Genomic DNA, 25,920 nt, shown 5'->3' with positions numbered 1-25,920 from the left:
TGCGCCGTTCTAAGTGCACAGTCCTAAGTGAACCCTTCTTAGGCGCAAACCGTGCTCATCGCCTCGGCCAGCGCGTCCTCGTGCAGGCGGTCGAGGCGGTTCAGCACGACGGCCGACCGTTCCGCGATCGTCGCGTGGATCTCGCACTTCAGCGTGGGGCGCCGGAGCTGTTCGGTGTCCTTGAGCTCGGCGAGGATGTCCGTGGTCAGCCGGTCGAGAATCGGCCGGACCTCGGTGCCGAGGTCGGGGCGCCGCGACGGGACCTCCTCTGGGTGCTCGGTCCAGCGCACGTAGAGGCCGCGCTGCACGAGCTTGTTCGCCTCGATCTGGGCGCGGAAGAACCTCGCCGCGTTCTCGGGATCGAGACCGAGCTGGGTCGCCTTGGTGCGCACGCCGTCGAGCACCTGCTGTTCGCGCGCGGGGTCGTCGATCGGCTGGGTCGTGCCGAACTTGGCCGCTGCCACGAGGTCGGCCACCTGGACGCGCTGCACGGCGAGACCGGTGAGCTCACCGAGCGGGCCGACGGGCGTGAGCGAGGCCGCGAGGGTCAGAGCGACCGCCAGAATCTTCATGATCCCCGAGAGTGCCATGATGGCGGGGTGGAGTCCACGCGCATCGACCGCTGGCTGTGGGCGGTCCGGCTGACGAAGACCCGCCCGGACGCCGCCGCGGCGTGCCGGGGCGGCCACGTGCGCATCAACGACAAACCCGCGAAGGCTTCCGCCACCGTGGTGCCCGGCGACCAGGTCCGCGCCCGCGTGAACGACAAGACGTGGATCGTCGAGGTGGTCCGCGTGATCCAGAAACGGGTCGGCGCGGCGGACGCGGCCACGTGCTTCATCGACCGCACTCCCCCGCCACCGCCGGACGTCCCGATCGCACGGCGCGATCGTGGTGCGGGACGTCCGACGAAGCGGGAACGACGCATGCTGGACCAGTTCAGGTCGCAGTCCTAGCCCCCCAGTTCTGGGCGTAGCTCAACTCCAGGCGGTTCTAGTCGTCGTAGCTCATTTCCAGGCGGTCCAGGCGCATCGTCTCCAGGTGAGTGACGTCGTTGTGGTCGAGCACCGACTCGAGCAGCATCGCGAGGGACGTGCCGAGCACCGGGACGTCCTGCGGGAGGTCGCCGTCGCGGAAGATCACCCAGTGGCTCAGCCCGGTGCGGAAGTCGCCGACCTCGCCGACCAGTCGTCCGTCCGCGAGGTCGAACACGACGTCCACGTGGAAGCGGCCGATCGACGCGGAGTTGCCGCCGCTCGCCTGCAGCCGCCACGCACCGCCGTGCAGCGAGGCGGTGCCGATGCGCTGGCGGAGCGCGATCAGCTCGCCGCTGCCCTGCGGAGCGTCCAGGAAAGAGATCTCCCCGTTCTCCAGGTCCTCGAGCTCTTCCGGGTCCAGGTCCGCGAACCTCGCCCGCGCCTTCTCCAGCGGCGACAGGGGAGGCGTCCACTCGTGCTCCGCGACGACGCAGTCCAGCACCGACTCGATGCTCGGCGGCGCGGGCACCACCGCCCAGCCCGCCACCGGTTCCAGTGCGCCGTCCTGGTGCTGCGTGACGCCGGCCAGTCCGGCGTCCACCGCGACCCTGCTGATGTCCCGCCGGTCGTTGACGTTGATCACGGCCCGGCACAGCGTGGCGGGCACGGTGTCGGTGGTGATGGCCGGGCCCGAGTACCAGCCGTCGTGGGTCAGGTCGCGCGGTTCGTCGATCGGCAGGTCGAGCATGTGGTTGGGTTTCGTGCCCTCGCTGCCGAGCTCGAGGTACGGGTACAGCCGGGTGATCCACCCGGTGACGCGATCACCGCCGTACGCGTCGATCGGGTTGTAGATCCGTTGCCAGAAGGCGGTGTCGGGATTGCCCTCCGCCGCCAGCACGAGGTGGTCGGTGATCGGGACGAGCGAGCGACACCAGTGCTCCAGCCCGAACCGGGGCAGGTCGTCGATCCGGGTGCGGATCTCGCGCCAGTCGGCGGGCGTGCCGGTCAGGGTGATCGACGGGATGCCGCAGATGCCGATCATCCAGTACCCGAAGTACGGCGAGTAGGCGTCGAGCATCGCGACGCGCCCGGCCAGCCGTTCGACGTCCGTGCTGGTGCTGAAGTCGCACTCGAAGAAGGTGTCGCCGACCTGCTTCGCGAGGTGCTCGACCACCTCGGCCCACGAATGGGAGCCAGGGAACACCTGGACCTCGAGCAGGTCCTTGCCCTGGTGGCGCACCAGGACCGAACGCAGTTCCTCGGCGTGCAGGCGCACGTGCTGGGCGACTCCGCGCGTGATCGTCAGCCACACCGCGTCCGGCGACAGGACCAGCGGCCGGTGTTCGGCGAACGCCTTGCCGACCGCGTGCAGCAGTGGATGCACGCCGTTCGGCTTCAGCACCCGCGCGTCACCACCCGCGGCGAGTGCGCCGGGAAACAGGTCGCTCATGGGCCGGGTGGGGAGCACGTCCGTCACCGGCGTGACGTCATCGACCGGGAAGGTCACCATTTCCGGACTGTAGAACAACGTCCGCGAGTTCCGTGAGCGATTTGCCCAGCGGCAGATCGACCCTGAGCGACGCGTACGGGTCGCCGCGCGTCACGCCGCGGTTGATGATCACGACCGGGATGCCCGAATCAGCCGCGCGCCGCACGAACCTCAGGCCGGACATGACCGTCAACGACGAGCCGAGGACGAGGAGCGAACGGGCGTTGTCGACGAGCGAGTAGCACTGTTCGACGCGTGGGCGCGGCACGTTCTCGCCGAAGAACACGACGTCGGGCTTGAGCACACCACCGCACTCGACGCACCCGACGACCTCGAAGCCGCGCACCTGTTCCTCCGGCAGGAACACGTCGCCGTCCGGGTTGATCTCGGTGGTCGTGGCGGCGAAGTCCGGGTTGGCCTCGCGCAGGCGCCGGTCGAGGTCGACGCGCGGCGACAACAACCCGCAGCCCAGGCAGATCACCCGGTCCAGGCCGCCGTGCAACTCCACGACGTCGGACGTGCCGGCGGCCTGGTGCAGGCCGTCGACGTTCTGCGTGATGACACCGGACAGCTTGCCCGAGAGGCGGGTGACGGCGTGGTGGCCCGCGTTCGGGTGCGCGCGGGCGATGGTCCGCCAGCCGACGTGACTGCGGGCCCAGTAGCGCTGCCGGCTGGCAGCGCTACTGGTGAACTCCTCGTAGGTCATCGGGGTGTGCTTGCGCAGGGAGCCGCCCTCGCCGCGGTAGTCCGGGATGCCGGACTCCGTGGACAGGCCCGCGCCGCTGAGCACCAGCACATCGCCGCCGACGACGATCGGGACGACGTCGGTCAGGGTGGAGGTGCGCGGCAGCGACGGGCCCGAAGGCGACCAGCTTAGGGTGGGCCTAGTTCGCACTTCACCAGATTACGTGGCAATGGCGAACCGACACCGTCACCAGCTCTGGTACCACTGGCGAAGTTCGGCCTCCGCCGCGGCCACGTTGCCGCCCGACGCGGCGGTGACCAGCGCGAACTGCCGTCCGGAGCCACCTCGCAGCAGCAGCTTGTCGCCGTTCACCTGCGCCGGCGCCGAACTGACGACCAGCGGTGACCGCAGCGACTCCGGCAGGTGCAGCTCGGTCGGCGCGGAGCCCCCGTTCGAGTCCCAGACGAGCACGGCGAACGGCGCGGAGCCGACCAGCGTGCGGACGTTCTGCAGCGGGATCTGCTGCCACGTCTGGTAAGCGCGGTCCTCGTAGGTGAAGGCGAGCGTGGTGCCGCCGACGGCCTGCGGGTAGACGCGGTCGACGAGCGCGCGATCCATGGTGAGAACCGGGGCGCCGGCGTTGTCGAGCTTGACCGCCGAGAAGTGCTCCTCGTTCATCGCGTCGCCGTCGGTCATGACCTTGCCCGGGTTGTCGTTCATCAGCTCGCGGTGACGGCCGTAGTTGGTGTCCCAGTGCCACTGGCTGCCCGAGACCACCGTGCCGCGCGGCGCCGACCACCAGCGGGCGCCGTTCGCGTTCGAGTCGAGGCCCTGGTAGATCGCCTTGAGCACCGACGGGGTCTTGTCGGACGTGTTGCCGGAGACCGGGTGCCCGAACTCGGACACGATCGCGGCGGTGCCGAGTGCGGCGGCGCGCTGGCGGATCGTGGCGAACGCCTGGGTGTACTGGCCGTCACCCGCCTTGCCGGGCATCAGGAGGCCCGACTGCGCCTTGCCGTCGTAGAAGTGCGCGTTGAACACGTACCGCTCGCCGAGGTTCGGCACCAGCGTGAGGCCGCCGGGTTCGGCGAAGAAGTCCACGTTCTGGTTCCAGAACACCAGCGGCTCGACGAACGCGGGCTTCGAGTTCCAGCCCGCCTCGTCCATCTCGGTGCGGAAGCGCTGGTAGAACGGCATCAGGAGGTCGCGCTCCCACGCTTGCGAGTTCTGGCCGCTGTCGTACTTGCCGGCGTAGGGCTCGTTGAGCGGGTCGACGCCGACGACGAGCTTGAACTCGTTGGCGGGCAAGGCTTGCTTGACGTGCTTGAGCGCCTCGCCGGCCGCGTTGACGAACGAGTCCTGCACACCGTTGCGGTTGTGCCAGAAGTCGTAGGTGGCCGCGGTGACGGCGTTGTTGTTCTTCATGTTCTGGCCCCAGTGGAAGCAGAGGCCGCACGACTCCTTCGGGTACCCGCTCGCCGCCCACGCCGGGGCGCCGTCGCCGGTGTACCAGCTGTCCTTGTTGAACAGGTACCGCGAGTACAGGTCCTGGTGGAAGTCGAGGTAGACGCGGATGCCCTGGTCGGTGAACGCCCGCAGCTGCGCGGTCACCCCGTCGAGGTAGGTGTGGTCGATCTGGCCGCGCTGCGGTTCGATCCACGCCCACGTCAGCAGGAACCGCACGGCGTTCGCGCCGGTCAGCTGCTTCATCGCGGTCGCGGACTTGCGCGCGTCCGCGACGTTCGCGAACGGAAGACCGCGGTACTCGGCGAGTTTCGCCGTGCCGGAGACGTTGAAGCCCCGCAACACGACCTCCCGGCCGTGCTCGTCGCGGAACACCCCACCGGACACCCGGAGCTCGGAGCCGTCGAACGACTCCGCCCGCGCCGGGCTGATCACCGTGGAGAAGAGGAACAGGACCGCCAGGAGCACCGCTCGCCGCATCGCCGCCACCCCGTCATCATCGTCGGGAACGTGAACAAGATTCGCGTTGGACGCTAGCTGATGAATCGGGCATTCGACTAGCGTTCGACTGGGGCGTTCGACTGAGAAGGGGGAATCGAGTCGTGGACGTGATCAACCGGGCTGACGTCGAGGTGCTGGAGCACACCGTCGCGGACGAGCTCACCGCGATGAGCGAGGCGTGGGACTGGTTCGAGAACCTGGTGGGCCTCAAAGGGCGCAAGATGTTCGCCCGCGTGGACGAGACGGCCGGCACCTACACGGTCTGCACGCCGCGCAAGCCCGCCGACTCGTTCGACCTGACCGTTGGCGTGCTGCCGGGCGGGCGGTACCGGCGCACGGTGCTGGAGGGCGACCCGCCCGAGCTGTACGGACGGATCGGCCCTGCCATGGAGGACCTCAAGGCCGCCGGCCCCTGGAACTCCGCTCGGCCGCTCGTCGAGTTCTACCGGCGGCGCACTGTCATCGAGCTGTGGCTGCCGATCAGCTGAAGGACGCCGCCACCAGTTCGGCGGTCTTGGCCACCAGCGGTTCGTCGGCGCCGCCCTCCGGTGAGTCCTTCTTCGTCGACAGCACGGCGATCACGATCGGCGCGCGGCCGGGCGGGAACGCGATGCCGACGTCGTTGGTGGTGCTGTACTTGCCGGAGCCGGTCTTGTCGCCCCAGCGCCACGCGGCGGGCAGCCCGGCACGGATGCGGTGGTCGCCGGTCGTGTTGGCCAGCAACCAGTTCGTCAGCTGGCCGGCGTCGGCGCGGTTGAGGGCGTGGCCCAGGGTGAGGCGCGCATAGCTCTGGCCGATGGCGCGCGGCGACGTCGTGTCGGTGATGCGGCCGGGTTCCGCCGAGTTGAGCTCGGGTTCCCAGCGGTCGAGGCGTGTGACCGGGTCGCCGATCGAGCGGCTGAAGCGGGTGATCGCGGTGGGGCCGCCGAGTTCCTTCAGCAACAGGTTGGCCGCGCAGTTGTCGCTGTAGGTGATGGTGGCCTCGCACAGGGCCGAGACCGTCATGCCGTTCGCGAGGTTCTCCGGCTTTTCGGTGATCTTGGCGTAGCCGGACTTCTCGCAGTCGTCCTTGGTGTAGCGAATCACCTTGCCCAGCAATGTTCCGTCGTGGTCGCGGCGCAGGATCGCGGCGGCGACGATGGTCTTGAAGGTCGAACACATCGGAAAGAGCTCGTCCGCCCGGTGCAGCACCGTGCGACCGGTGCCGGTGTCGGTCGCGAACACGCCGAGTCGCGCGTTGTGCAGCCGTTCGAGTTCGCGCAGCTTGCCGGTGAGCGGTACGGCCTGTGCCGTGGCGGGCACGGCGACGGCCAGCGCTGCTCCGGCGCCCAGAGCCAGCACCGCACGTCGGTTGACACTCAACGTCCTGTCCCCTCTTTCGGAAACCTCTCCACAAGTCAGGACGCGCGAGAGATCAACTGGTTGTCACGCGATCCGGCGCCAGCACGCGAGGGCCAGCGCGCCGCTCGAAGATCACCCGGCATGCTGTCCACCATGGACCTTCGCGACAAGTTCGCGGCACTGGGCGCCGACGACCCCGACGGCTGGGCTTCGTCGGAGCTGACCGAGAACATCCCGCAGCTGGCCAGGTTCCGCTTCCTGCGCGGGATGTGGTCGATCGTCGACCAGCACGGACCCGGACCGACCTACCGCAACGGCGAGGCCGCCCGCGAGCGTCTCGAAACCCTCGGCGCGTCACCCGACGACCTGCGGGCGTTCGCACGAATGATCGCCTTCGAGGCGCTGAGCTCGGCGCTCTACTTCCTCGACGACCCCGGCGACGACGATCCGGACCTGCCGGGCTGGGCGTTGATCGAGACGTCCGGCGGTGAACTCACCGGCCGGCTCGTCCAGGGCCTCTACGAGGACATGGACCCCGACCGCTGACGTTCGATCCGGTCCAGCACCACGCCGCCGACTTTCTACGGCCGGCGCTGGTCGGTGGTCTTCCAGTGGGAGCCGATCCGCACCGTGCCGTCCCGATCGGGAGCAGGGCCCCTGCCCGGAGCGATGCGCACGGTGCCGTCCCGGTCCGGCGCCTCGCCGTCGATGGCGTGCCTGGCCACGTGCCGGCCGGCCTGCGGGCGCCTGCCCATCAGCATCAGGACCACGGCCACGACCAGCCCGACCGTGGCCAGACCGGCGGCGACGGCACGTGCGGCGGGGTGGTCCAGGATCAGCGTGCTGATCGTCAGGGCGAGCACGAGCGCGGCGATCGGGCCGATGACGGCGATGTCCGCGCGTTCCTCACGCGCTGCCGGCTGCTCCAGCGGCTCGGGTGGCTGGACCGTCTGGACCGGCGCGTACACCTCGATCGTCTCGAAGTTGCCGCGCTGCTCGTAAGGCGGCTGCCGCAGGCCGGGAGGGACGGTCACACCATGCATGCTGCCTGAGACAGGCGCACCGCCGCAAACCTCGCGTTCGGGTCCGCGACATGTTCCCATGTAGCGCTGGGTATAGGGAGGTTCGTCATGTGCCGGTGGCTCGCGTATTCCGGTTCGCCGGTGTTGTTGGAAGAACTGCTCTACGCGCCGGAGAACTCGCTCGTCATGCAGTCCAAACACGCCCGGCTCGGTGCGACCGCGGTGAACGGCGACGGGTTCGGCATCGGCTGGTACGGCAGCACGAGCACTCCCGGCCTGTTCCTGAGCACCGAACCGGCGTGGAACGACCGCAACCTGCGGGAGTTGTCCGCGCAGATCACCGTCGACCGGGTGTTCGCGCACGTGCGGGCGTCGACCGGCGGCGCGGTGCAGCGGTCGAACTGCCACCCGTTCCGCTGGAACAATTGGTTGTGGATGCACAACGGGCTGATCCCTAAGTTCTCGCTGGTGCGGCGCGAACTGATGCTGGCGATCGACCCGCTGCTGTTCCCGCTGATCGAGGGCTCGACGGACTCCGAGATCATGTTCTACCTCGCGGTCAGCTTCGGACTGGAGCAGGACCCGCTCGCCGCGGTGGCGCGGATGGTCGAGTTCGTCGAGGACGTCGGCCGGCGCGCGGGCGTCGAGTACCCGGTCCAGATGACCGTCGCGACCACGGACGGCTCCACGACCTGGGCGTTCCGCTACTCGAGCCGCGGCAAGTCGCGAACCCTGTTCCACAGCACCGACGTGACGACGCTGCGCCGCCAGTACCCGGACAACCCGGCGCTGCACGACCTCGACGACGACTCGCGGCTCATCGTGTCCGAACCGCTGGGCGACCTGGTCGGGGCGTGGCAGGAGGTGCCGGAGTCGACGTGCGTGATCGTCCGGCCCGGCGTCGAAGAGGAACTGGTGCAGTTCAAGCCGTGAAACCGTGAACCCGAGCCGGGAATCGTCAGGCAACCGTCAGGTCGGGACAGGCTTTCGTCACTAGCGTCTGGTGCTGCCGCCGCCACGGACCCCCCGGAGAGGTTCCTCATGCTCACCACGGCAGCGGCCGCACTCATCGCCCTATCCGCCCTGACCCCCGCCGAAGACGCGGCGGAACCCGCGCCCGTCCTCGAGATCGTGACCGTCAACGGCTCGGGATGCCGGGCCGGCGACGCCGAAGTCACGACGGACGGCAGAACGTTCACAGTCGGCTATCACGAGTTCCTGGCTCGCGCGGGCGGCGGCTCGTCGCCCGTCGACCTGCGGAAGAACTGCCAGATCAACATCCGGGTCAACGTGCCGCAGGGCTACACCTACGGCCTCGCGCGGACCACCTACGAGGGCTACGCGCATCTGCAGGAGGGCGCGACCGGCCTGAGCCGGATCAGCACCTACCTGCAGGGCAACTCGGCCACCGCGACGGTGAGCCAGTCGTTCACCGGGCCGTTCAGCGACAGCTGGGAGACCCACTACCGGCCGAACTCGACCGACATCCAGTGGTCGCCGTGCGGCTCGCCGCGCAACATCAACATCAACGCCGAGGTGCGCGTGTCCCTCGGTTCCGCTGATCCGGACCGGCTCAACTTCGCGATCGTGGAGTCGAGCCGCGGTGCGGTGCGAGTCCGGCGCTGCTGACGCATTGGTGACGAGGGGCGGGCGCCCATCCCCGGTGCGCCCGCCCCTGGCTTTCCCGCTCACTCGACCAGCTTGCCCGCCGTGTCGACGTCCCTCATCAGCGACGCGATCTCGTCCGGCACCGGAGGGATCTCCTCCCGGTCGATCCGGCCGGGACCCGCCCAGACCAGGTTCACCTGCTGAGCGGGATCGGTGTCCGGGAAGTCCGACCGGTTGTGACAGCCGCGGGTCTCGCGACGTTCCAGGGCACATTCGAGGGTCGCGCGGGCGGCGAGCGCCGACGACTTGAGGTCGAAGGCGTGAGCGAGGTCCTGGTAGCCGGCCAGATCCGGGTGCACACCGACGTTGCGGATGCGGTCCTCCAGCTCGTCGAGCTCGGCGAGTCCCTTGCGCAGCCCCGTTTCGTCTCGGACAACACCCGCGTGCTCGGTCATCGTGTTGCGCAGTGAGCGTTGCAGGGCGCGGACGTTCTCCGGTCCGTCGGCGTCCAGCAGTTCGTCCACCTCGGCGCGTGCCTCGCCGAGCACGGTCCGCGAACGTCGTTGCGCGCTCAGGGAAGCGGAGTACTCCGCAGCCGCCTCGCCGACGATTCGCCCGTACACCAGCAGTTCGATGAGCGAGTTGCCGCCGAGCCGGTTCGCGCCGTGCAGGCCGCTGGACGCCTCGCCGATCGCGTAGAGACCGTCCACGCCCGTCGAGTGGTCGGCGGGTGAGACCCACACACCGCCCATCGAGTAGTGCGCGGTCGGCGCGATCTCCATCGCCTCGCGGGTGATGTCCTTCATCTGCAGTTCGAGCAGCGTCTGGTACACCCTGGGCAGCCGCCGCATGATCTGCTCGCGCGGCAGGTGCGAGACGTCCAGCCACACGCCGCCATTCGGGGTGCCGCGGCCTTCCTTGATCTCGGTGTACGCGGCCAGCGCCACTCTGTCCCGAGTGGACAGTTCCAGGCGCTTGGCGTCGTAGCGGGCCATGAACCGCTCGCCCAGCGCGTTGGTGAGGATGCCACCCTCGCCGCGGGCGGCCTCCGACACCAGGGTTCCGGCGGCGTTCTCCGGTTCGAGCAGGCCCGACGGGTGGAACTGGACGAGCTCGGGGTCGCGGATCCGTCCGCCCGCTCGCACGGCCAGGCGGAGCGAGTCACCGGTGTTCTCGTCGCGGCGGCTCGACGTGCGGCGCCAGATCCGGGTGTGCCCGCCCGCGGCGAGGATCACCACGTCCGCGTGGAACACGTACCGGGTGCCGGTGTTGAGGTCGAACCCGTACGCGCCGAAAACGACGTTGTCCCGCACCAGGATGTGCGTGATGTAGCAGGTGTCGTGGATCGGGATGTCGAGCTGCGTGGCCCGGTTCACGAGCGTGCGCTGGATCTCCAGCCCGGTGTAGTCGCCCGCGAAGGACGTGCGGCGGAAGGTGTGCGCGCCGAAGAACCGTTGCGAGATGCGGCCGTCGGCCTCGCGCGCGAACGGCATGCCCCAGCGTTCGAGGTCCTCGATGCCGCGCGGCCCCTGCTCGGCGACGATGCGGACGATGTCCGGGTTGGCGAGCAGGTAGCTCTCCTTGATGGTGTCGGCCGCGTGCTGCTGCCACGTGTCCTCGGCGTCCATCGTGCCCAGGGCCGCGTTGATGCCACCGGCGGCGAGCGCGGTGTGCGCGTCGGCCTTCGGGCGCTTGCCCACGACCAGCACGTCGACCCCGCGCTCGGCGAGCTCGATGGCGGCGCGCAGTCCCGCACCGCCGCTGCCGATCACCAGCACCGAAGTAGCAATCTGATGTTCCGTCATCGCGGCCTCCACGTGGTCTCTACAGGTAGGACCACGCAGCGCCGGGATGTGTGACTGTTAGCCGCGCCACTAGGATCGGGTTGTGTTCGTGAAGCTCTGCGGTCTGCGCACCGAGTCCGACGTCGCCGTCGCGGTCGAAACCGGCGCCGACGCCGTCGGTTTCGTGCTGACCACCAGCCCCCGTCAGATCGACGTCGACCTGGCCGGCCGGCTCGTCGCCGACGTGCCGGACGACGTGCTCACCGTCGCCGTCGTGCGCGGCATCACCGCCGCCGAGGCCGGTGAGATGGCGCTGAAGACGGGCGTGAAGGCGTTGCAGCTGCACGGCGACTACCCGAAGGAAGCGTTCGACGAGCTGGCGGACCTGCCGTTCCAGCTCGTCCGGGCGACCGCGCTCGGGCCGGACACCGACGTGCGCACCGGCGCGTTCGGCGAAGAGCTGTTGCTGATCGACTCGCCCGTCGCCGGGTCCGGTGAGCAGTGGGACATCACGCGGCTCCGCGAGAAGCAGCCGGAAGGCAAGTGGGTGCTGGCGGGCGGGCTGGATCCGGAGACGGTCGCGACGGCGATCGGCGTGGCCCGGCCGTGGGGCGTGGACGTGTCCAGCGGCATCGAGTCGAGCCGTGGCGTCAAGGACCACGGCCGGATGCGCGCGTTCGTCGCCGCCGCCCGCGGATAGACCACGCACCTCCCCCGTCAGGCGGCGGAACAGCCAGGAATGTCCTCAACTCGTTCGTAAACCGGCAGACCGCGTTCCCGCGCGATCCGCACGTCCTCGTCCGCCCCGGTCGACTCCCCCGGCAGCCGCAGCACGGCGTCGCAGTGCCGCAGCAGGCGTTCCGCGGTCGGATACATGATCTCGGCTGCGATCGGGTCGGTCGGCGAATTGCCGCCGGCGCCGCGCAGCACCGGCAACGCCACCCACTCGCCGATCATGGGCACGTGCCCGCCGCGGAAGATCGGCCACGCGGCCTCCTCCAGGCGTTCGAGGTTGCGCGCCATCAGGGCGGGGTCGTCCCCGGTGCCCGAGCGGTAGGGGCCTGCGATCAGAATCAGCATGCGATCGACCATAATGTGCAAGACTCGGCAAAAACAAGGAGAAACGTGCATGCTGGCCGCCCAGCGTCGTGACCTGCTGCTCGAACGTCTGCGCGTCGACGGCCGGATCGTCGCCAAGGACCTCGCCACCGAAGTGGGCATCTCGGAGGACACCATCCGGCGTGACCTGCGCGAACTCGCGGCGGCGGGCCTCTGCCAACGCGTGTATGGCGGCGCTTTGCCCGTGTCGCCGGCCATCGCCGACTACACAACGCGCCAAAACGTGCAGATCGACGGCAAGCAGCGGGTCGCGCGAGCAGCAGCCGCGCTCATCGAGCCGCACGCGACGGTGATCCTCGACGGCGGCACGACCACCCTCGCCGTCGTGCGCGCGCTACCGCTCGACCTCGAAGCCACGGTCGTCACGCACAGTCCGACGATCGCGAGCGCGTTGGAGGAGCACGAGCACGTGGATGTCTATGTGATCGGCGGACGCCTCTTCAAGCACTCGATGGTCGCGTGCGGTGCCGCAGCCGTGGAGGCCGCACGGGGCGTGCACGCCGATGTGTTCCTGCTCGGCGTCACGGGCGTGCACCCCGAGGCGGGCCTCACGACCGGAGACGCCGACGAGGCCGCGATGAAGCGCGCGCTGGCGCATCAGGCAGCCGACACGTACGTGCTGGCCAGTTCGGAGAAGATCGGCACGGCGTCCCGGTTCGGCGTGTTGCCGTTCAGCGAGGTCGCCGGGGTGATCACGGACGCGGACAACGACGTCGTGCGAGCACTGGAGGTGCCGGTGATCCGCGCCTAGTGGCGTGGCCCGGATCCTTGGCGAGGTAATCCACGCTCAGCAGGGCGCCTCGCGGCACCCGTCTGACCGCGAATTCCCCCGGCAACGTTCCGGGCCACACCACTAGATCTCCAGGAAACCCTTGGGAGAGCCGTAAGTCCGGCCGCACTGCGTCAGCGCGAGCACGCCGTGGCCCTCGATGTCGCCCTCGAAGTACGTGGGGTTGACCGACAACTCCTCGGCGACGTCGGTGGCCCAGATGTCCTCGAGGTCCTCGTTCTCGTCGCTCCAGTCGTGCGGCAGTCCCCAGCCGTCCTCGACGTCGAGTTCGCCGATCTGCTCCTCCGCCTTGAAAGCGTCGTAGTAGCGGACGATCTCGCCGCCTTTCGCGATGCACCACGCCGTCCAGCCGTCGCCGCAACTCATGCCGTAGTAGTGCGCTTCGCCGAACGCGGCACTCAGTACCGCGCAGATCTCCGTCACCGGCCGGTCGGCGTGCTCGAACGGTTCGCCGAACACGAGCGTCCAGCCGTCCCACGAGCCCGTGACGTAGACCCTGGCGCACCGCACGTGTTCCTCGTCCTTGGCCCACGCGTGGTGGTCGTTGTTCCAGGCCGCGCCACCGAGGACCTTGGTGACCGGTGTCGGGTCCTGCAGACCGCAGACCTGCAGCACGGCGTTCTGGTCCTCGGTCCTGATCGCGAACCAGCCGCCGCAGAGGTGCATCTCCTCGGTGCCGTACATCTCTTCTTCGATCTTGAACCGGATGTACCGCTCGATCACCCCGCGGTCCTGGGCGGACAGCGCGTCCGGGCCGGCGACCTCGACGATCCCCGCCAGCGCTCCCCTGCGCACCGCGCCCTTGGCCGTCCGGCGGGTCTCCTGCAGCAGCGGCAACACGTCCGGTCCCATGGTTCCGAACGCCCACAACGCTTCCCGCCGCACGTAGTGGTCCTCGTCGGCCAGCACGGGCAGCAGCTCATGGGCATGGCGCAGAGCCTGCTCGCCGCGGAACATGCTCGCGGCCATCCGGCGCACCGTCGGGTGCGGGTGCCGGGTCGCGGCGAGGTAGACCTCGTCCCCGGCGTGCAGCATGGTGAACGCCCGGCACGCCGACCGGACGACCTCGCTGTCGTCGGAGCCGGCGATCACGTCGGCTATTTCGTCGAACGACGTGATTCCGTGCCCGGCCACGAAATCCCCGACCTCGCGCCGGTTGTCCTCGTGCGTCATGCGGTCGAGCAACGCCCGGATTTCCATGGCGCGGCAGCGTACTCGTTGGTCCGAAGTGGACTTTCAGCTCCGCCGGACGGCCTATCCTTGACGCGCCACCAGTACTCGGCTTAGCTGCGGAAGGAGATGAGTACCTCAAACCTGGCTGAGGAGCACGTCAAACCGGCAGTGCGGTGGGGCATCGGCCACGCGCTGCCACGGACGGTGCTGCGCCTCGCGGCCCGCCGCGGCGACCTGCAGGGCCGCATCACCGTCGAAGCCTCCACCGGCGCCGATCTCACCGGCCTGTTCGACGAGATCCGCGCACGCGGTCCGCTCGCCCTCACCAAGGTCGGCCACACCACCGCGCGGCACGCCGTCGTCAAAGAGGTCCTGACCAACGACGCCCTGGTCACGACGCGTCCGAGGTACGGCGCCGGCATCCTCGGCAAGCTCGCCGCGTGGTCCGCCACGGAGGTGATGCATCCCGTGCAGCCACCGTCGTTGCTGGTCACCGAACCGCCGGCGCACACCCGCTACCGCAAGCTCGTCACCCGCGTCTTCACCGCCCGCGCGGTAGAACAGCTGCGCACCCGCACCCAGGCGATCGCCGACGAACTGCTCGACGGCCTCGATCCCGCGAACCCGGTCGACCTGATCGAGACCTACTGCGGCCTGCTGCCGGTCACCGTCATCAGCGAGATCCTCGGCGTCCCACCCCAGGAACGCGCCACCGTCCTGGCCCTCGGCGCGGCCGCCGCCCCGAGCCTCGACCTGGGCCTGTCCTGGCGGGTCTTCCGCACCGTCGAGACGACGCTCAACTCGTTCGACGCCTGGCTCACCCGCCACCTCGACGCCCTGCGCGCCAACCCCGGCGACAACCTGCTCAGCCGCCTGATCACCGCCCGCGAGGACGGCGTCGGCCTCACCGAACGCGAGCTCAAGGCCACCGCCGGCCTCGTGCTGGCAGCCGGTTTCGAGACCACCGTCAACCTCCTCGGCAACGGCATCGCGTTGCTCACCGGCAACCCCGCGCAGCTCGAAACCCTGCGCCGCCAACCAGAACTGTGGAACAACGCCGTCGACGAGGTGCTCCGCTTCGACCCGCCGGTCCTGCTGACCGGCCGCATGTGCGTCGACGACACCACGATCGCCGGCGTCCCGGTGCGCCGCGGCCGGCTCGTCACGACCGTGCTCGCGGCCGCCAACCGCGACCCGTCCGTCTTCGACAACCCCCTGGCGTTCGACGTGACCCGCCCGAACGCGCGCGACCACGTGTCGTTCGGCGCCGGCCGCCACTACTGCCTGGGCGCCCAGCTCGCCCGCATGGAGGGCGAGATCGGCCTGCGCACGATCTTCGACCGCTTCCCCGATCTCCAACTGCTGTCCGGAGCGCGCCGCCGCCCGACCCGCATCCTGCGCGGCTTCGAACGGCTGCCGGCCAGGCTCAGCTGACCGACGCCCCCGAGCGCATCCATGCGCGTGGTGGCGGGAGGTCGGCGTCGCGCTCGGCCTCAGGCGCGTGTTGCCTGGTGAAACCACCCGGCCACCAATGGCCGGTCGGGTGGCCTGTCCCCCTTTCCCGGCCGGACACCATGATCCGGGTACCGCAACCAAGGGGGAGTTTCCATGACCAGCCGCTTCCGGACCGCGCGACAACGCGGAGCCTGCCTGATCGCCGCACTGACCGCCGCGACGGCCTTGTCCAGCCCGCAGGCGAAAGCCGAGACGACGCCACCGCGGTTCTCCGACGGGTTCGGTCTCACCGTGACGAGCCAGCCGAGGTGGGTCGACGAAAACCACCGCACGTTCGTCTTCAGCGTGGCCACGGACCAGGTGCCCACGCCGACGCTGCTGCCCGGTCAGGAACCCGGCAGGCACGCCGTCGTCGTCACCCTGCCCGAGCACTACGACCAGACGGCCCGCTACCCCGTGCAGTACTACCTGCACGGCCACCCCGACCGGCCCGACGCGCCGTGGAACCAGCGCGTCGTCGAGAACGCCACGCGCGGCGTCCCGTTGATCACCGTGCAGCCCAACGGCAGTGGGCGCGGCTGGTACTCGAACTGGGTCAACCCCGGCGCGGCGGGCCCGCAGAACTGGGAGACCTTCCACCTGGAGCAGGTGATCCCGTTCGTGGACGCGAACCTGCGCACCATCGCGACCAGGGAAGGCCGCGCGATCGTCGGGCACTCGATGGGCGGCTTCGGAGCATTGCACTACGCCGAGCACCGGCCCGACCTGTTCAGCTACGCCGGCAGCTTCTCCGGCGGCCTCGACCTGCGCAACTCCGAGGTGCGCGCCGCCGTCGTGGCCAGCGAGATGAATCCCGGCTCCGGCAGCCCGACGGTCGGCGCCGAAGCGATCTTCGGGCCGCCGGTCTGGCCGTTCGACGGCGTCTGGAACGCGCAGAGCCCGGCGCAGCACGTCGCGTCGCTGCGCGGGATGGGTGTCGCGCTGTACACCGGCAACGGCGGCGACCTGACCGTCAACCCGATCCAGGCGGTGCTCGAGAACCGGGCCAGGGAGACGGCGCTGGTCACCGCCGCCCACCTCACCGCGGCGGGCATCCCGTTCCACTTCTCGGACTACGGCGACGGCAGCGGGTGGGCTCCCGGCTGCACCGGCAAGCACGCGGACGAGGCGTGCGTGCAGGCGGACATGAACCACTTCGTCGGGCTGATCACCCGGCACCACGCCTGACGTGCGACGTTCGGCGTGAACCGAACGGAGCATTTCTGAAACCGCGCGTCCCGAATCCGTCCTGACCTCCTCTAATGCCGTGACGGGCCCCTGCACCCGCGCGACGTGCGCGGGCATCGCCCGCTAGGGAGTTGGAGGAATCGTGTTCCTGGGATCACGATCGCGCCTGCGCGCCGCGGTCATCGCCGCGGCCGTGGGTGCCGGTGTGCTGACGGCGGCGACCCCCGCCGCGGCCGCGGGTACGCGCGCTTACCTGGTCATCACCGCGCCGGGCGCCACCGCGAGTGCCAAGACGGCCGTGGCCGGCAACAGCGGGACGGTGTTCAGCAGTTACGACGCGATCGGCGTCATCGTCGCCCACTCGAGCGCCACGGACTTCGCGAGCCGGATGCGCACCGTCAGCGGTGTGCAGAAGGTCGGCGCCACCCGCACGTCTGACGTCCCGGCCGCGGCCGCCAACCCGGCGATCCCGGACGCGAAGACCCAGCAGGCGCCCACCACGACGGAGCCGGTGCAGCCGGACATGAGCCAGATCGGCGCCGACAAGGCGTGGGCGGTCAACCCGGGCTCGCCGACCGTGACCGTCGGTGTCCTGGACACCGGCGTTGACGACCTGCACGACGACATCAAGCCGAACTTCGTCGCAGCCGACTCCGCGTCCTGCGCCTACGGCAAGCTCGACACGCGTACCGGGGCGTGGCGGGACGTGGACAAGCACGGCACGCACGTCGCGGGCACGATCGCGGCGGCCAAGAACGGGCGGGGCGTGGTCGGTGTGGCGCCGGGCGTGAAGATCGCCGCGGTGCGCATCGCGGAGCCGACGACGAACCTGTTCTTCGCCGAGAACACCATCTGTGCCATGGTCTTCGCCGGTGACCGCGGGTTCGCGGTGACCAACAACAGCTACTACACCGACCCGTGGCTGTTCAACTGCCCGGACAACGCCGACCAGGACGCGATCCTGGAGGGTGTGAAGCGGGCCGTGGCCTACGCCGAGGGCAAGGGTGTGCTGAACGTCGCCGCGGCGGGCAACGAGAACTACAACCTCGCGAACAAGACCCGCGACACCACGAGCCCCAACGACTCCACCGCCGTGCAGCGCAACATCACCAACGCGTGCCTGAGCGTGCCGACCGAGGTGTCCGGTGTCGTCACCGTCTCGGCGATCGGCTCGACGAACCGCAAGGCGGCGTTCTCCAACTACGGCACCGACAAGATCCACGTCGCGGCGCCGGGTGAGCGTGTTCTCTCGACCGTCCCCGGCGGCGGGTACTCCCAGTTCGACGGTACGTCGATGGCGTCCCCGCACGTCGCGGGCGTGGCCGCGCTGCTGAAGTCGGCCAACCCGACGGCCACCCCGGCCCAGCTGCGTCAGCTGCTCGCCACCCAGGCCGACGACCTGAGCTGCACCGACAGCCGGTGCGTCGGCACCACGGCCAAGAACAACTTCTTCGGTGAGGGCCGCGTCGACGCGTTCGCCGCCGTCGACACCGGCACGCCCCCTCCCGGCAAGACGTTCGAGAACACCACCCGCGTGGACATCCCGGACAACGCCCCGGCCGTGACCAGCTCGATCACGGTCACCGGTGTCACGGGCAACGCCCCGGCGACGTTGAAGGTCGGCGTGGACATCCAGCACCCCTACCGCGGTGACCTGGTCGTCGACCTGATCGCCCCGGACGGCACGGCGTACTCGCTGAGCAACCGCTCGGGTGGCAGCGCGGACAACATCGTGCAGACCTTCACGGTCAACGCCTCCAGCGAGGTCGCGAACGGCGTCTGGAAGCTGCAGGTGCGCGACGCGGCTTCCTCCGACATCGGCTACCTCAAGTCCTGGAAGCTGACCTTCTAGGAAGTCGATCACCGGATCGGCCGTCCTTCCGCGGCGGCCGATCCGGCATACAGTGCGAAAGTGATCGATACCCGCCAGCTAGAGGTGTTCGCGACCGTCGCCAGGACGGGGTCGTTCAGCGCCGCCGCGCGGGAGTTGCACTGCACGCAGCCAGCGATCAGCCAGCAGATGCGGGCGCTGGAACGCCAGGTGGGCGGCCCGTTGTTCGTGCGCACCGGCCGCGGCCTGAACCTGACCGAGGCCGGTCGCATCCTCGCCGAACGGGGCGCCGCGTTGCTGGACGAACTCGCGGCGACGCACCAGCAGATCAGCGCGATCGCCACGCACGACATCGGCACGATCCGCATCTGCGCGTTCCCCAGCGCGACCGTCTCGCTCGTGCCGGCGGCGGCCGCGATCCTGGCCGAAGAACGTCCCCACCTGCGGCTCGAACTGGTCGAGGAGGAGCCGCCCGACTCGTTCGCCCTGCTCCGGCGCGGTGCGGCCGACCTGTTGATCAGCTTCAGCTACGAGGGTGAGCCGCAGGACGAGGCCGCCGTCGCGGGCATGCTGCGGGTGCCGCTGTTGCGCGAACCGATGGCGTTGCTCGTGCCCGTCGGTCACCGGCTCGCCGGGCGCGGCAGCGTGTCGCTGGCCGAGACCGAGACCGAACGCTGGATCGCGGGCTGTCCCCGGTGCCGGCACGCACTCGACCAGGCGTGCGCCGAGGCCGGGTTCACCCCGGACATCACCTGTTCCACCGACGACAACCTGGCGATCCAGAGCCTCGTCAGCGCCGGGCTGGGCGTCGCGCTCGTGCCGCGGCTGGTGCTGTCGTTCCTGCGGCACCCCGGCCTGACCACGGTCGACGTGGAGGCCTGCGCGCACCGGCAGACCGCCCTCTACACCTGGCCCGACCTGATCCGCCTGCCGATCGTGCGCGCCACCGTGGACGCGTTGATCACCGCGTCCCAACGGCCCGACGTATAACGGCGGCTTATGACCCACCAAGCAATGGCCATCTTCTGCGCATAGGTCATTGCGGTCATGGTGGCTGTTATGGGCAGCATCAGGACAACTGCGCGCGCGACCGACTCACCGGTACCCGGCCTGACCGTGGTCGCCGGCGGTGTCGTCGTCGCGATGATCGTCTCCTGGCTGCTGCCCTCGGTCAGCGCGCTGACCGCCGCGGTGCTGCTCGGCGCGGTCGTGGCCAACGTCGTCACGCTCCCGCCGTCGCTCGCCCCCGGCATCAAGCTCGCCGGACGCCGCCTGCTGCGGATCGGCATCGTGCTGCTCGGGCTGAAACTGGTGATCCGGGACGTGCTGGCGCTCGGCTACGGCGTGCTGGCGGTGGCCGTCGCCGCGGTGGTGGTGACGTTCGCCGTGACCCGCTGGCTCGGCCGGGTGCTCGGCGTGAGCGACGGGCTGTCGTTGCTGATCGCCACCGGGTTCTCGATCTGCGGCGCGTCGGCCGTGGCGGCGATGAACGGCGTGCGCGAGCAGGACGAGGAGGACGTCGCCAAGGCGCTCGGCCTGGTCACTCTCTTCGGCACTGTCGCGATGTTCAGCCTGCCGGCGTTGTTCCCGCTCACCGGCCTGTCTCCGGCCGGCTACGGCGTGTGGGCCGGCGGCAGCGTGCACGAGGTGGCCCAGGTGGTCGCCGCCGCCGGACCGGTCACCGGCGCGCTCGCCATCGCCGTGGCGGTGAAGCTGACCAGGGTGGTGCTGCTGGCCCCGATGCTCGCCGCGGTGAGCATCGCCGAACGCCGCAGGTTCCCGGACGCGGGCAAGCGTCCGCCGCTCGTGCCGTTGTTCGTCGTCGGATTCCTCGTCATGGCGGCTGTGCGCGCCACCGATCTCCTGCCGGACGTCGTGCTGTCGGCCGCGACGTTCGTGGACAACCTGTTGCTCGCCGCCGGCATGTTCGCGCTCGGCACGGCCGTGCGCCTGCGTTCTCTCGTCCGTTCCGGTCTGCCCGCGTTGACGCTCGGCCTGCTTTCCACGGTGCTGATCGCCGCGGTCGCACTCTCCGGAGCCTTGTTGATCATGTGAGCGAAGGAGTGACCCATGCCTCGTCTGCTCTCACCCACCGCAGCGCTTCTGGTCGGCGACATCCGCACCGCGGTGACCGCCGGCGGTACCGACCACGCCGTCGCCGCACGGGTGGCCAAAGCCCTGACCAGGCACCTCTCCGATCCGCGGCTGCTCGACCCCGAACACCGCGAGCCCGACCCGAACCACTACCGCCAGCACGTGCTGCACGTGGAACCCGACGGCAGCTTCTCGGTCGTTGCCCTCGTGTGGCTGCCGGGTCAGGAAACGTGCATCCACGACCACGTGTCGTGGTGCGTCGTCGGCACGTACGTCGGCGAAGAAGAAGAGACCACCTATCGGCTCGCCGGCGACCGCCTGATTCAACTGCGCACGAACCGGACTCCGCAGGGCGTGGCGTCGTACCTGGTGCCGCCCGGAGACATCCACAAGGTGTGCAACAGCTCTGACTCGGCCTCGATCTCGATCCACGTCTACGGCGCCGACATCGGTTTGCTCGGCACCAGCATCCGGCGCCGGTACGACCTCCCGGTCCAGCGTTAGGCAACAGTTCAGAGCCAAAGGGACGAACATCGGTTCCGGTTGCTAACCAACGTCCGGGGATGCAGCGATAGCAGGGACGTGGAACCCGATCTGTGGTCGACGGCCGCCCAGGCTCTCGACGAGCGCGAACGCGACCAGGTGCTGGCACGGCTGGCGGGCACCGTCGTGCAGCCGGGCCAGACCGAGCGGCTCGCCCGCGGCGAGCGCGACGTGGTGTTCCTGCTGGCCGACCGGCTGGTCCTGGTACGGCCGGAGCCGTTCTGGACGGGTTCGTTCGCACGCAAGGAGGTCGTGCGCATCCTGATCGCCGCAGGTCACGTCCAGTTCGACGTGACCGGGAGCGACAACTTCGAGTTCTGGGTCGACACCGAGCTCAGTCCGGTCGATCCGTTCGTGGAGCAGGCTGAGGCGTGGCTCGCCCCGCGCAAGACGTCGTCCAGCGGTGCCATCATCGCGGGCGGTCTCGCGATCATCGTCGCGCTGCTGTTCGTGCTCGGTCCGGTGGACCTGATGCCGCAGGACGACCGGTTGACCGTCCGTTCGACGTGCAGCGACTTCCTGCGGGTCGGCCTGGACGAACAGGTCGAGCTGCTGAAGCGGCTGTTCGGCCAGGTGGGCAGACCGGACGAAGCGAGCAAACCGGCCACACTCGACGCGTCGCGGCGGCACTGCGGCGAGCACGGCAACGCCACGCTCGACTCGCTCGTCAGCGGGAAATGATCCCGCGCTCGATCGCCCCGGTCGCGAACTCGATCAGCTGAGCGGGTTTGACCCGGTTGCTCCGCGCGCCCTGCAACAGCAGGTCGTCGGCCAGCCCGATCAGCGAGTCCCACACCCAGTGCGGCAGCGCCGGATCGTCGATCAGCGCCTGCTCACTCACTTCCGCCGTCTCGTGCAACGCCCTGCCGAGCGCCTTGATCGTCTTGCGGTAGTCCTGCGCGGACCCGGCGACCTCCTTGCCGCGGCGGCCACCGGAGAGCACCTTCGCCTCCCACTGCGCGGCCGACCGGCCGAACCGCCGCCACAGGTCGGTGACCTGGGGCTCGATCTCGCGCAGCACACCGGCGATGCCGAGGCCGCGGTCGACCGTCGCGAGCGTGCGCTGCAGCTCGTCCAGCCGGCGTTCCATCAACGCCGCGAACACGTCCTCCTTGCCGGAGAAGTACTGGTACACGGTGCCGGAGCTGACGCCCGCCCCCACCGCGATCGCGCGCATGGTCAGGCCCGCGTAGCCCTGTTCCTCGAGGATCAGCTCGGCGGACGACAGGATGTCGCGCCGCCTGCCTTCCGCGTCTCCCCAGGCTGTGTTGTTCAGATTGGCATGTTCGGAACTCACGCCCCGACTCTACTTTGAACAACGTTCAGAAGTATATTGAACGTTGTTCGGTTTGGCCCTACAGTCGATCGCATGGCGGAGACCGACGGTGAGTTGGCGAGACGCTTGGCGAGTGAGACGGGCCGGTTGCTGATCAGCGTGCGGCCGGGTGATGGCGACCGCATCGCGCAGGACTTCCTTGCGGCCCAACTGGAAGAGCACCGGCCGGGGGACGCGGTGCTGTCCGAGGAGGCGCCCGACGATCCCCGCAGGCTGACCGCCGACCGGGTGTGGATCATCGACCCGCTAGACGGCAGCCGCGAGTACGCCGAACCCGGCCGCACCGACTGGGCGGTGCACGTGGCCCTCTGGGAACGGGGTGAGCTCGTCGCCGGAGCGGTCGCGGTGCCCGCGTTGCGGCAGAGCCAACGGGTTGCGCACCGGCAGCCCAGGATCGTGGTCAGCCGCACCCGCCCGCCCGAGTTCGCCCAGCGGGTCGCCGAGGCGATCGACGGGGTGCTGGTGCCGATGGGCAGCGCGGGCGCCAAGACGATGGCCGTGGTGCGCGGCGAGGCCGACGTCTACCTGCACGCGGGCGGGATGTACGAGTGGGATTCGGCCGCACCGGTCTACGTGGCCCGCGCGGCCGGGTTGCACACCTCGCGCGTCGACGGGCGGCCGCTCGCCTACAACCAGCCCGATCCGTGGCTGCCCGACCTGCTGATCTGCCGGCCGGAACTCGCGGGGGTGCTCACGTGAACGACCTGGACCAGCTCGAAGCCGACAGCGCCGCTCATCTACCACCAGCCCAACCCACGACCGCCCGACCTGCTGATCCGCCGCCCGGAACTCGCGGGGGTGCTCACGTGAACCACCTCGACCAACTCGAAGCCGACAGCATCGACATCTTCCGCGAGGCCGTGGCGGAGAGCGAGCGCCCGGTGCTGCTGTACTCGATCGGCAAGGACAGCTCGGTGCTGCTCCATTTGGCGCGCAAGGCTTTCTACCCGTCGAAGCCGCCGTTCCCGTTGCTGCACGTCGACACCACGTGGAAGTTCCGCGAGATGATCGAGTTCCGCGACCGGACCGCCGCGGAGCTCGGGCTGGAGCTGATCGTGCACCGCAACCCGGAGTGCGTCGCGCTGGGCATCAACCCGTTCGACCACGGCTCCGCGCGGCACACCGACCTGTGGAAGACCCAGGGACTGCGGCAGGCGCTCGACGAGCACCGGTTCGACGTCGCGTTCGGCGGCGCGCGCCGGGACGAGGAAGCCTCCCGCGCCAAGGAAAGGGTGTTCTCGTTCCGGACCGCGCAGCACCAGTGGGATCCGAAGAACCAGCGGCCCGAGCTGTGGCGGCTCTACAACACGCGGGTCGCGCCCGGCGAGAGCATCAGGGTGTTCCCGCTGTCGAACTGGACCGAGCTGGACGTGTGGCGCTACGTCGAGCGCGAGCGGATTCCCGTGGTGCCGCTGTACTTCGCGGCCCGACGACCGGTCGTCGACCGCGACGGCATGCTGATCATGGTCGACGACGACCGCATGCCGTTGTCCGAGAAACCACGCGAGGAACTGGTCCGGTTCCGCACGCTGGGCTGCTATCCGCTGACCGGTGCCGTGCGCAGTGAGGCCCGCACGGTGACGGAGATCGTCGAGGAGATGCGGACCGCGACCACGTCCGAACGACAGGGTCGGCTGATCGACCACGACCAGAGCGGGTCGATGGAGCGCAAGAAGCGGGAGGGGTACTTCTGATGGAGCTCCAGAGATCATTGCTGCGGTTCATCACCTGCGGCAGCGTCGACGACGGCAAGAGCACGCTGATCGGCCGGCTGCTGTACGAGTCGAAACTGCTGTACGCGGACCACCTGGCCGCGCTGGAGGCAGATTCCAGGCGGGTCGGCACCCGCGGCGGTGAGCTGGACTTCGCGCTGCTGGTGGACGGGCTCGCGGCAGAACGCGAGCAGGGCATCACGATCGACGTGGCGTACCGGTTCTTCGCCACGGAGGCGCGGCGGTTCATCGTCGCGGACACACCGGGCCACGAGCAGTACACCCGCAACATGGTCACCGGCGCGTCCACCGCCGACGCCGCGGTGATTCTCCTGGACGCACGCAAGGGCGTGCTCAGCCAGACCCGGCGGCACGCGCGGATCGTCTCCCTGCTGGGCATTCGGCACGTTGCACTGGCCGTGAACAAGCTCGACCTCCTCGACTACTCGCGGGAATTGTTCGACGAGGTCTGCGCCGCCTTCGCGGAGTTCGCCGCGGACCTGGGCTTCGCCGAGATCACCTGCGTGCCGATGTCGGCGACCGAGGGCGTCAACGTGGTCGGCCGCAGCGAGCTGACTCCGTGGTACGACGGGCCAACCCTGTTGCAGTGGCTCGAAACGGTCGACGCGGGCTCGGCACCGGACGGCCCGTCCCGGTTCCTCGTGCAGTGGGTCAACCGGCCGGACGCGTCGTTCCGCGGCTTCTCCGGACGGGTGCTGCGCGGCACGCTGCGTGCGGGTGACGCGGTCTGCACCGGCGGCCGAACCTCCACTGTGGACCGGATCGTCACCATGGACGGTGACCTGGCCGCGGCGCCGACCGGGTCGTCGGTCACCGTCGTGCTGGCGGACGACGTGGACGCGAGCCGCGGTGACGTGCTGGCCGCGGCCGCGGACCCGCCGGGCGTCGCCGACACGTTCCAGGCGCACCTGGTGTGGTTGAACGAGAACGGTCTGCTGCCCGGCCGGCAGTACCTGGCCAAGATCGGCGCCCGCACGGTCGGGTTCACCGCGACCAAGTCGTTGGAGCTCAACGAGATCGGCGTCGACAAGGTGCACCTCGACGCACCCGTGCCGTTCGAGAGCTACCGGACGAACCGCGACCTCGGCTCGTTCGTCGTCCTCGACCGGCTGACCAACGCCACGGTCGGCGCCGGGATGATCGACTTCGCGCTGAGCCCGACGAACGTGCGCTGGCAGAACCTGACCGTGGACAAAGAGGCACGGGTCGCGCGCAACGGTCACCGGCCGTGCGTGGTGTGGCTGACCGGACTGTCCGGCGCGGGCAAGTCGACCATCGCCGACCTGGTCGAGAAGGCGCTGCACGCGGAGGGCAGGCACACGTTCCTGCTCGACGGCGACAACGTGCGGCACGGGCTGAACTCCGACCTCGGGTTCACCGACGCCGACCGGGTCGAGAACATCCGGCGCATCGCCGAGGTCGCCGCGCTGATGGTCGACGCGGGCCTGATCGTGCTCGTCTCGTTCATCTCGCCGTTCCGCGCCGAGCGGGCGCTCGCCCGGGAGCTCGTCGGCGAGAACGAGTTCTGCGAGGTCTTCGTCGACACACCCCTGGAGGTCGCAGAGCAACGTGACCCCAAGGGCCTGTACCGCAAAGCCCGCAGAGGCGAGCTGCCGAACTTCACCGGCATCGACTCACCTTACGAACCACCGGAGAACCCCGAGGTCAGGCTCGACACGACGGCACTCAGCCCCGAGGCGGCGGCCGAGGTCGTGGTGGCCGGACTTCGCACGCTCGGCGTCTGTTGA

Annotated in this window: 27 protein-coding genes; 17 read left to right on the top strand and 10 right to left on the bottom strand. The window is 69.6% G+C overall.

Annotated elements, in window-relative coordinates:
- Nucleotides 1-38 precede the first annotated feature (38 nt).
- Nucleotides 39-572 carry a chorismate mutase gene (locus G7043_RS16270; protein WP_242642356.1) on the bottom strand — a complete coding sequence of 178 codons (534 nt, stop codon included), beginning with the start codon at nucleotides 570-572 and terminating at the stop codon, nucleotides 39-41.
- A 27-nt stretch (nucleotides 573-599) separates the two neighbouring features.
- Between G7043_RS16270 and G7043_RS16265 the strand changes: the two genes are divergently transcribed.
- Nucleotides 600-956, top strand: coding sequence for an RNA-binding S4 domain-containing protein (locus G7043_RS16265; RefSeq protein WP_313887908.1), 357 nt, complete (start codon nucleotides 600-602; stop codon nucleotides 954-956).
- Between the two features lie 37 nt (nucleotides 957-993).
- On the opposite strand, the gene G7043_RS16260 is transcribed toward G7043_RS16265, so the two are convergent.
- Genes G7043_RS16260 through G7043_RS16250 form a run of 3 tightly spaced genes read right to left on the bottom strand, consistent with a single transcriptional unit; the run spans nucleotide 994 to nucleotide 5,095 of the window.
- Nucleotides 994-2,487, bottom strand: coding sequence for a DUF4419 domain-containing protein (locus tag G7043_RS16260; protein ID WP_166046514.1), 1,494 nt, complete (start codon nucleotides 2,485-2,487; stop codon nucleotides 994-996).
- Nucleotides 2,465-3,361 (bottom strand): NAD-dependent protein deacetylase, encoded by an 897-nt coding sequence (locus G7043_RS16255; protein ID WP_166046513.1) that lies wholly within the window; start codon nucleotides 3,359-3,361, stop codon nucleotides 2,465-2,467. The genes G7043_RS16260 and G7043_RS16255 overlap by 23 nt, the downstream gene beginning before the upstream one ends.
- 36 nt (nucleotides 3,362-3,397) lie before the next feature.
- On the bottom strand, nucleotides 3,398-5,095 hold the full coding sequence (locus G7043_RS16250) for a cellulase family glycosylhydrolase (protein ID WP_166046512.1): 1,698 nt from the start codon (nucleotides 5,093-5,095) through the stop codon (nucleotides 3,398-3,400).
- Nucleotides 5,096-5,217: 122 nt separating this feature from the next.
- On the opposite strand from G7043_RS16250, the gene G7043_RS16245 reads away from it, so the two are divergent.
- Nucleotides 5,218-5,604, top strand: a complete 387-nt coding sequence (locus tag G7043_RS16245) for a GyrI-like domain-containing protein (protein ID WP_166046511.1) — start codon at nucleotides 5,218-5,220, stop codon at nucleotides 5,602-5,604.
- On the opposite strand, the gene bla is transcribed toward G7043_RS16245, so the two are convergent.
- Nucleotides 5,597-6,457: a class A beta-lactamase gene (gene bla, locus G7043_RS16240; protein ID WP_390827393.1), complete on the bottom strand. Its 861-nt coding sequence runs from the start codon at nucleotides 6,455-6,457 to the stop codon at nucleotides 5,597-5,599. The two genes, G7043_RS16245 and bla, sit on opposite strands and share 8 nt — an antisense overlap.
- A gap of 153 nt (nucleotides 6,458-6,610) precedes the next feature.
- On the opposite strand from bla, the gene G7043_RS16235 reads away from it, so the two are divergent.
- Complete coding sequence (locus G7043_RS16235; RefSeq protein ID WP_166046509.1) at nucleotides 6,611-7,003, top strand: hypothetical protein; 393 nt, start codon at nucleotides 6,611-6,613, stop codon at nucleotides 7,001-7,003.
- Nucleotides 7,004-7,038: 35 nt separating this feature from the next.
- Here the strand turns inward: G7043_RS16235 and G7043_RS16230 are convergent, their stop codons facing one another.
- Nucleotides 7,039-7,491, bottom strand: coding sequence for a hypothetical protein (locus G7043_RS16230; RefSeq protein WP_166046508.1), 453 nt, complete (start codon nucleotides 7,489-7,491; stop codon nucleotides 7,039-7,041).
- A 96-nt stretch (nucleotides 7,492-7,587) separates the two neighbouring features.
- Between G7043_RS16230 and G7043_RS16225 the strand changes: the two genes are divergently transcribed.
- Nucleotides 7,588-8,412, top strand: a complete 825-nt coding sequence (locus tag G7043_RS16225) for a class II glutamine amidotransferase (RefSeq protein ID WP_166046507.1) — start codon at nucleotides 7,588-7,590, stop codon at nucleotides 8,410-8,412.
- 108 nt (nucleotides 8,413-8,520) lie between these two features.
- Entirely contained in the window at nucleotides 8,521-9,108 is a 588-nt protein-coding gene (locus G7043_RS16220; protein WP_166046506.1) for a DUF4360 domain-containing protein, read from the top strand.
- 59 nt (nucleotides 9,109-9,167) lie between these two features.
- Here G7043_RS16220 and G7043_RS16215 read toward each other — a convergent pair whose 3' ends face one another.
- Complete coding sequence (locus tag G7043_RS16215) at nucleotides 9,168-10,892, bottom strand: L-aspartate oxidase (RefSeq protein ID WP_166046505.1); 1,725 nt, start codon at nucleotides 10,890-10,892, stop codon at nucleotides 9,168-9,170.
- Nucleotides 10,893-10,974: 82 nt separating this feature from the next.
- Here G7043_RS16215 and G7043_RS16210 point away from each other — a divergent pair, with 82 nt between their 5' ends.
- Nucleotides 10,975-11,571: a phosphoribosylanthranilate isomerase gene (locus G7043_RS16210; RefSeq protein WP_166046504.1), complete on the top strand. Its 597-nt coding sequence runs from the start codon at nucleotides 10,975-10,977 to the stop codon at nucleotides 11,569-11,571.
- 17 nt (nucleotides 11,572-11,588) lie between these two features.
- On the opposite strand, the gene G7043_RS16205 is transcribed toward G7043_RS16210, so the two are convergent.
- Nucleotides 11,589-11,951, bottom strand: a complete 363-nt coding sequence (locus G7043_RS16205) for a DUF4406 domain-containing protein (RefSeq protein WP_242642355.1) — start codon at nucleotides 11,949-11,951, stop codon at nucleotides 11,589-11,591.
- A gap of 49 nt (nucleotides 11,952-12,000) precedes the next feature.
- Between G7043_RS16205 and G7043_RS16200 the strand changes: the two genes are divergently transcribed.
- Entirely contained in the window at nucleotides 12,001-12,741 is a 741-nt protein-coding gene (locus G7043_RS16200; protein ID WP_166046503.1) for a DeoR/GlpR family DNA-binding transcription regulator, read from the top strand.
- Nucleotides 12,742-12,843: 102 nt separating this feature from the next.
- On the opposite strand, the gene G7043_RS16195 is transcribed toward G7043_RS16200, so the two are convergent.
- The gene (locus G7043_RS16195; RefSeq protein WP_166046502.1) at nucleotides 12,844-13,980 is read right to left on the bottom strand and encodes a HEAT repeat domain-containing protein; all 1,137 of its coding nucleotides are present in this window, start codon (nucleotides 13,978-13,980) and stop codon (nucleotides 12,844-12,846) included.
- 99 nt (nucleotides 13,981-14,079) lie between these two features.
- Between G7043_RS16195 and G7043_RS16190 the strand changes: the two genes are divergently transcribed.
- From G7043_RS16190 to G7043_RS16160, 7 genes are all read left to right on the top strand, one after another.
- The gene (locus G7043_RS16190) at nucleotides 14,080-15,387 is read left to right on the top strand and encodes a cytochrome P450 (RefSeq protein ID WP_166046501.1); all 1,308 of its coding nucleotides are present in this window, start codon (nucleotides 14,080-14,082) and stop codon (nucleotides 15,385-15,387) included.
- Between the two features lie 174 nt (nucleotides 15,388-15,561).
- The gene (locus G7043_RS16185) at nucleotides 15,562-16,635 is read left to right on the top strand and encodes an alpha/beta hydrolase (protein ID WP_166046500.1); all 1,074 of its coding nucleotides are present in this window, start codon (nucleotides 15,562-15,564) and stop codon (nucleotides 16,633-16,635) included.
- 142 nt (nucleotides 16,636-16,777) lie between these two features.
- The gene (locus G7043_RS16180; protein ID WP_313887907.1) at nucleotides 16,778-18,487 is read left to right on the top strand and encodes a S8 family peptidase; all 1,710 of its coding nucleotides are present in this window, start codon (nucleotides 16,778-16,780) and stop codon (nucleotides 18,485-18,487) included.
- Nucleotides 18,488-18,547: 60 nt separating this feature from the next.
- On the top strand, nucleotides 18,548-19,456 hold the full coding sequence (locus G7043_RS16175; RefSeq protein WP_207311262.1) for a LysR family transcriptional regulator: 909 nt from the start codon (nucleotides 18,548-18,550) through the stop codon (nucleotides 19,454-19,456).
- A 69-nt stretch (nucleotides 19,457-19,525) separates the two neighbouring features.
- The gene (locus tag G7043_RS16170; RefSeq protein ID WP_166046499.1) at nucleotides 19,526-20,521 is read left to right on the top strand and encodes a YeiH family protein; all 996 of its coding nucleotides are present in this window, start codon (nucleotides 19,526-19,528) and stop codon (nucleotides 20,519-20,521) included.
- A 15-nt stretch (nucleotides 20,522-20,536) separates the two neighbouring features.
- On the top strand, nucleotides 20,537-21,064 hold the full coding sequence (locus G7043_RS16165; RefSeq protein ID WP_166046498.1) for a cysteine dioxygenase family protein: 528 nt from the start codon (nucleotides 20,537-20,539) through the stop codon (nucleotides 21,062-21,064).
- Nucleotides 21,065-21,142: 78 nt separating this feature from the next.
- Complete coding sequence (locus G7043_RS16160) at nucleotides 21,143-21,784, top strand: hypothetical protein (RefSeq protein ID WP_166046497.1); 642 nt, start codon at nucleotides 21,143-21,145, stop codon at nucleotides 21,782-21,784.
- On the opposite strand, the gene G7043_RS16155 is transcribed toward G7043_RS16160, so the two are convergent.
- On the bottom strand, nucleotides 21,771-22,400 hold the full coding sequence (locus G7043_RS16155; protein ID WP_166046496.1) for a TetR/AcrR family transcriptional regulator: 630 nt from the start codon (nucleotides 22,398-22,400) through the stop codon (nucleotides 21,771-21,773). The two genes, G7043_RS16160 and G7043_RS16155, sit on opposite strands and share 14 nt — an antisense overlap.
- Before the next feature lie 72 nt (nucleotides 22,401-22,472).
- Between G7043_RS16155 and G7043_RS16150 the strand changes: the two genes are divergently transcribed.
- The 3 genes from G7043_RS16150 to cysC all read left to right on the top strand — a co-directional run bounded on the left by G7043_RS16150 (nucleotide 22,473) and on the right by cysC (nucleotide 25,920).
- On the top strand, nucleotides 22,473-23,138 hold the full coding sequence (locus G7043_RS16150) for a 3'(2'),5'-bisphosphate nucleotidase CysQ (protein ID WP_166046495.1): 666 nt from the start codon (nucleotides 22,473-22,475) through the stop codon (nucleotides 23,136-23,138).
- Nucleotides 23,139-23,245: 107 nt separating this feature from the next.
- Nucleotides 23,246-24,133 carry a sulfate adenylyltransferase subunit CysD gene (cysD, locus tag G7043_RS16145; protein ID WP_166046494.1) on the top strand — a complete coding sequence of 296 codons (888 nt, stop codon included), beginning with the start codon at nucleotides 23,246-23,248 and terminating at the stop codon, nucleotides 24,131-24,133.
- A complete protein-coding gene (cysC, locus tag G7043_RS16140) occupies nucleotides 24,133-25,920 on the top strand; it encodes an adenylyl-sulfate kinase (protein WP_166046493.1) in 1,788 nt (595 codons plus the stop codon). Before cysD ends, cysC begins: the two co-directional genes overlap by 1 nt.

This window comes from Lentzea alba, from assembly GCF_011067745.1.
In the GTDB taxonomy this organism is placed as follows: Bacteria; Actinomycetota; Actinomycetes; order Mycobacteriales; family Pseudonocardiaceae; genus Lentzea; species Lentzea alba.
Note: the sequence above shows the minus strand (reverse complement) of the source record. Positions and strands in the feature narration are given on the sequence as shown.

What these genes read in the sequence shown, in the direction of transcription:
- G7043_RS16270 (WP_242642356.1), bottom strand. Translation starts at nt 572, where the DNA reads ATGAAGATTCTGGCGGTCGCTCTGACCCTCGCGGCCTCGCTCACGCCC.
- G7043_RS16260 (WP_166046514.1), bottom strand. Translation starts at nt 2,487, where the DNA reads ATGGTGACCTTCCCGGTCGATGACGTCACGCCGGTGACGGACGTGCTC.
- G7043_RS16250 (WP_166046512.1), bottom strand. Translation starts at nt 5,095, where the DNA reads ATGCGGCGAGCGGTGCTCCTGGCGGTCCTGTTCCTCTTCTCCACGGTG.
- G7043_RS16235 (WP_166046509.1), top strand. Translation starts at nt 6,611, where the DNA reads ATGGACCTTCGCGACAAGTTCGCGGCACTGGGCGCCGACGACCCCGAC.
- G7043_RS16225 (WP_166046507.1), top strand. Translation starts at nt 7,588, where the DNA reads ATGTGCCGGTGGCTCGCGTATTCCGGTTCGCCGGTGTTGTTGGAAGAA.
- G7043_RS16220 (WP_166046506.1), top strand. Translation starts at nt 8,521, where the DNA reads ATGCTCACCACGGCAGCGGCCGCACTCATCGCCCTATCCGCCCTGACC.
- G7043_RS16215 (WP_166046505.1), bottom strand. Translation starts at nt 10,892, where the DNA reads ATGACGGAACATCAGATTGCTACTTCGGTGCTGGTGATCGGCAGCGGC.
- G7043_RS16205 (WP_242642355.1), bottom strand. Translation starts at nt 11,951, where the DNA reads ATGCTGATTCTGATCGCAGGCCCCTACCGCTCGGGCACCGGGGACGAC.
- G7043_RS16200 (WP_166046503.1), top strand. Translation starts at nt 12,001, where the DNA reads ATGCTGGCCGCCCAGCGTCGTGACCTGCTGCTCGAACGTCTGCGCGTC.
- G7043_RS16195 (WP_166046502.1), bottom strand. Translation starts at nt 13,980, where the DNA reads ATGGAAATCCGGGCGTTGCTCGACCGCATGACGCACGAGGACAACCGG.
- G7043_RS16190 (WP_166046501.1), top strand. Translation starts at nt 14,080, where the DNA reads ATGAGTACCTCAAACCTGGCTGAGGAGCACGTCAAACCGGCAGTGCGG.
- G7043_RS16185 (WP_166046500.1), top strand. Translation starts at nt 15,562, where the DNA reads ATGACCAGCCGCTTCCGGACCGCGCGACAACGCGGAGCCTGCCTGATC.
- G7043_RS16170 (WP_166046499.1), top strand. Translation starts at nt 19,526, where the DNA reads ATGGGCAGCATCAGGACAACTGCGCGCGCGACCGACTCACCGGTACCC.
- G7043_RS16165 (WP_166046498.1), top strand. Translation starts at nt 20,537, where the DNA reads ATGCCTCGTCTGCTCTCACCCACCGCAGCGCTTCTGGTCGGCGACATC.
- G7043_RS16150 (WP_166046495.1), top strand. Translation starts at nt 22,473, where the DNA reads ATGGCGGAGACCGACGGTGAGTTGGCGAGACGCTTGGCGAGTGAGACG.
- cysC (WP_166046493.1), top strand. Translation starts at nt 24,133, where the DNA reads ATGGAGCTCCAGAGATCATTGCTGCGGTTCATCACCTGCGGCAGCGTC.